At 67.3% G+C, this 4,144-nt stretch carries 4 protein-coding genes and 1 pseudogene; 2 read left to right on the forward strand and 3 right to left on the reverse strand.

The annotated features are described in order from the left end of the window. Positions 1-16: 16 nt before the first annotated feature. Both ACFDTC_RS09415 and ACFDTC_RS09420 read left to right on the forward strand, forming a co-directional pair. Positions 17-784 carry a hypothetical protein gene (locus ACFDTC_RS09415; RefSeq protein WP_375258622.1) on the forward strand — a complete coding sequence of 256 codons (768 nt, stop codon included), beginning with the start codon at positions 17-19 and terminating at the stop codon, positions 782-784. A gap of 103 nt (positions 785-887) precedes the next feature. Further along, on the forward strand, positions 888-2,306 hold the full coding sequence (locus tag ACFDTC_RS09420) for a hypothetical protein (protein ID WP_375258623.1): 1,419 nt from the start codon (positions 888-890) through the stop codon (positions 2,304-2,306). Positions 2,307-2,329: 23 nt separating this feature from the next. Here the strand turns inward: ACFDTC_RS09420 and ACFDTC_RS09425 are convergent, their stop codons facing one another. The 3 genes and pseudogenes from ACFDTC_RS09425 to ACFDTC_RS09435 form a co-directional block, all read right to left on the reverse strand. Continuing rightward, positions 2,330-2,920 carry an ABC transporter ATP-binding protein gene (locus ACFDTC_RS09425; protein WP_375258624.1) on the reverse strand — a complete coding sequence of 197 codons (591 nt, stop codon included), beginning with the start codon at positions 2,918-2,920 and terminating at the stop codon, positions 2,330-2,332. Continuing rightward, positions 2,917-3,669 (reverse strand): ABC transporter permease, encoded by a 753-nt coding sequence (locus ACFDTC_RS09430; RefSeq protein WP_375258625.1) that lies wholly within the window; start codon positions 3,667-3,669, stop codon positions 2,917-2,919. The genes ACFDTC_RS09425 and ACFDTC_RS09430 overlap by 4 nt, the downstream gene beginning before the upstream one ends. 10 nt (positions 3,670-3,679) lie before the next feature. Next, positions 3,680-4,144: pseudogene (locus ACFDTC_RS09435) on the reverse strand (ABC transporter substrate-binding protein); the annotation flags it as partial.

Raw genomic sequence — 4,144 nt, forward strand, 5'->3', positions numbered from 1 at the left:
GCACGGAGGGTGTGACGTGACCGTCAGGATCTGCACGCTTGTCGCGGCGCTCGCCGCAACCCCGGTAACGGCGCTCGACCTGCGCGAGACCGGCCGCTACGACCTGAACCGCCCCGCCAGCCTCGACTACGATCCGACGTTCTGCGGCCTCTGGATCGCCAACGAAGGCCCCGAGGCCGTCCTCGTCACGCTCGACGGCAGCGAGCTGCGCCGGATCGGCAGCGACCTGTTCCGCATCAAGGCGATCGCGATCGAGGGGAACGGGTTGATCGTCGGCGACGGGATGGGCCGGATGCAGCGCCTGACCAAGGACGGCGAGCCGCTCGCCCCGCCGTTTACGCTGGAAGGTGGGCGCGCCGACACCGAGGGCATCGCCATCAACGCGTCCGGCGAGCTGGTCACCGTCGAGGACGACCCCGAGCGCCTGTCGTGGTTCGACCGTGACGGAGCCCTTCGCACCCGTATCGACACAATGACGTTGACCCCGCCGCTGCGCGAGGCGCAGGGCATCGCGATCGACCCGCGAACCGGGCACATGCTGATCGTCGACGACCGCGAAGGATCGAACAGCCTTTACGAGTTCACGCCGGACGGGGCGCTTCTGGCGCAGGCGGATCTGCTGCCCTACGGCATCGACCCCGAAGGCATCGCGATCCGTCCTGGCTCGGACCAGCTGTTCGTGGCCTTCGACGGCGGCGCGGAAATCGTCACGTTTCAATACACGCCCACCCTGCCCGAGGGCGCGGATCCGCTACCGCCGGGGGCAGATTGCATGATGTTCTGAGCGCACAGCCGTCGTTGCGCCATCGCCACCGCATACGTCGGGACCCGCCCGCGCCGGCGGTCGTCTCTGTACACACCCGCCCCGCTCCATTAAGCGGGACGCATTGGTACAAATCCGCTCGGCAAGACAAGGCCTTGGCCCTGAACCCGCAAGCCGAGCACCGGAATCCAGGCGAGAGACACCGATGCACCAACCGATCCCCCTTCGCGACCTGAGCCGGAACACGCTGTTCGGCTCCGGAGACATCCTCGTCCTGTTCGGAGAATTGTTCGGGCGCGGCTATGCAACCGGGTTGGTCGACGCCGCACGGGCGGCGGGCATGACGATCCTCGGGATCACCGTCGGGCGGCGCGACGACGACGGTGCGTTGCGCCCACTCACGGAAGACGAGCTCGCGCAGGCCGAAGCCAACCTTGGCGGCCGGATCGTCAACATCCCGCTGATGGCCGGGTTCGACATGGATGCGCCCAGCGGAGAGCCGACGCCGACCGACATGCTGCGGGAGATGACGCTCGACAACTGGCAAGAGTTCAAGCTCGACTGGGACCGTATCGCCGAGAGCCGTGCCATCGGAACCGCGCGCTTCGAGGCGGCGCTCGAGTCGGCGATGACCGAGCTGGACGCGTTGATCCCGGACGGCAGCAACGTGCTATTCGCGCACACCATGGCCGGCGGCATCCCGCGCGCGAAGGCGTTCCTGGCGATCGCCAACCGCGTCTACAAGGGTCGCGGCGACAGGTACCTGTCTTCGGACGCTCTGCTGGCGAGCGACCTCGGAAAGCTCATCCTGCAGAACTTCGACGACGTCACGGCGCATTCATTCGGTCACCTGCTGAACGGCAGCGCTCAGATAAGACAACGGATCGAAGCGACCGGCGGCGCTGTGCGCTACCTCGCCTACGGCTATCACGGCACGCGCATCCTGAACGACGGCGAGTATCGGTGGCAGACCTACACGAGCTACACGCAGGGCTACGCCAAGATGCGGCTCGAGAAACTGGCGCAGGACGCATGGGACGCCGGCATCGCGGCGACGGTGTACAACTGCCCCGAGATTCGGACGAATTCCTCGGACGTTTTCGCCGGCATCGAATTGTCGCTTCTCCCGCTTTTGCAGGCGGTGCGGCATGAAGGCGGCGGCCCCTACACCGACGAGATATGGCAGCGGTGCGAGGCGCTTCTTCGTGACGACGTGACGCTGGAGGATGTGCTGAAAATCGTCGGCGACTATCACGACGACCCGGTCATCCAGTCGTTCAACGACTTCGACGCCTGGCCGATGGCGAACAGCGCCGAGCAGGTCGAGCGCACCGTCGGCACGTCGCAGCAGATCGTCGCGCTGCATCGCGACCGCAAGCATCTGGTCAGTGACCTGCTCAGCAGTCTCGTCGTCGATGCGACGGGCAACATCATGCTGGCCGCGTCCAACGATCCGGAAGGTCCCGTCCGCTGGCTGGACCACGAGCACGTGGCGCGGCAGATCACCTCGAAAGAGGCACCTGGAGACAGCCGGCCCGTGTAGGCGTTCCGCAGACTGCGTGCCGCTCAGGCCAGCGTCGCCGGGTGGTTGCGCAACTCTAACACGCGGTCGGCAAGACGCTCGGCCTCGACCCGTGCGTGGGTCACGAACAGCGTGGCCGGGCGCGTCCGCGCGATCAGCGCCTCTGTCAGCGTCATCATCTGCTCGGCCACTTCCGGGTCGAGCGAGACGAACGGTTCGTCCATGATCAGCAGCTCGGGCCGCCCCGCGAAGGCGCGCGCCAGCGACAGCCGCCGCTGCTGACCCAGCGAGAGCTGGCCTGGAAACGCGTCGTCCCTGCCCGCCAGCCCGACGCGGTCCAGCGCCTCGCGCGCCGCGTCACGGCCCAGACCAGGATGCGCGAGCAGAAGGTTGTCGAGCGCGCTGCGCCATGGCAGCAGCGTCGGCTCCTGGAAGACGATGGCCAGCGCGTCGGGCCGCTCGATGCGGCCCTCGAACCGGGTGTCGATGCCCGCGACGATGCGCAGCACGGTCGACTTGCCGATCCCCGACGGCCCGACCAGCGCCACGGTCTCGCCCGGCGCGATGTCGAAGCGGACAGGCCCCAATACCTGTTCGTCGCCGAAGAATTTCGACCGGATGTCGACCCGGATCACGCGGTTCTCCAGCGTCGCACACGACGTTCCCACGGCTGCAGCAGCAGCCATTCGACGGCCAGCATCACCGCGATGAAGGACAGCGAGTAGACCAGCACCATCGTCACGTCGAAAAGCTGGAAATACAGGTGGATCTGGAAACCGACGCCCGACGACCGGCCGAGGAACTCGACCACCAGCACGATCTTCCAGATGACCGCGATCCCGGCCCGGGCGGCGCCCGTGATGTAGGGCGCAAGCTGCGGCAGCGTGACGTGCCGCAACCGGGCCCACCACGACATGCGGTAGACCTGCGCCATCGCGTCGAGGTCGGGCGACAAGGCGCGCGCGCCCTCGCGGATGAAGGTGGCGACGTTGGGGATCTTGTTGAGCGTCACGGCGAGGATTGCGGCCGTCTCGTTCAACCCGATCCAGAGATAGCACAGTACGATCAGCACCAGCGCGGGCAGGTTCAGAAAGATCACCAGCCACGGGTCGAGCCAGCGGTTGACCCGCTCGGACCGACCCATCGCCAGCCCGAGTGCGACACCGAAGGCCATGGCCAGGGCGAAGGCCCAGATCACGCGCAGCAGCGTCGCGCCGAGGTGGTACGGCAGGGTGCCACTCGCGACCTCCCGCACCAGCGGGTCGATCAGCGCCCAGGGCTGCGGCAGGACCTGCGGGTCGGCGCCCAGCGTCGCGGCGACGATCCACAGCACGAAAAGCCCGGCGATCGACAGGGCGGATGTCACCGCGGGATTGCCGGTCATCGGCCCAAGCCTACTCCAGATCGGCGAACAGGCCGGCGGGTATTTCGGTGGCCTCGCCCACCAGTTCGGCGCCACCGAGCGCGTTCATAAGGGCAAGCATCCGGTTCGCGCCCTCGATATCGACCGGACCGCGTGCGGGGATGCCGGCGATCCAGTCGCTCTTGAGCAGGTCGAACTCGGCGTCGCTGCCCGCGTTCATGTCCGGGCGGATCGCCTCCCAGGCTGCGTCGCTGGTGGAGAGCAGGTCCTTGGCGTCGCGGCTGGCGTCGTAGAACGACTGGGCGAGGCCGGGATGCGCGTCGAGGAAGCTGCGCTTGAAGTAGTAGCCCAGAAGCGGCGTGTCGATGTCGAGCCCCAGCGCATTGCCGGCCTCTTCGACCGAGATCAGCTCGCGCATGCCGCCGGCCTTCATCTTGGCCAGGAAGTGCCAGAAGTTGATCGCGCCATCGAGTTCGCCCGAGAGGCCGGTCTTGAA

Origin of the sequence: Citreimonas sp. (assembly GCF_042096055.1) — a bacterium.
GTDB lineage: Bacteria > Pseudomonadota > Alphaproteobacteria > Rhodobacterales > Rhodobacteraceae > Citreimonas.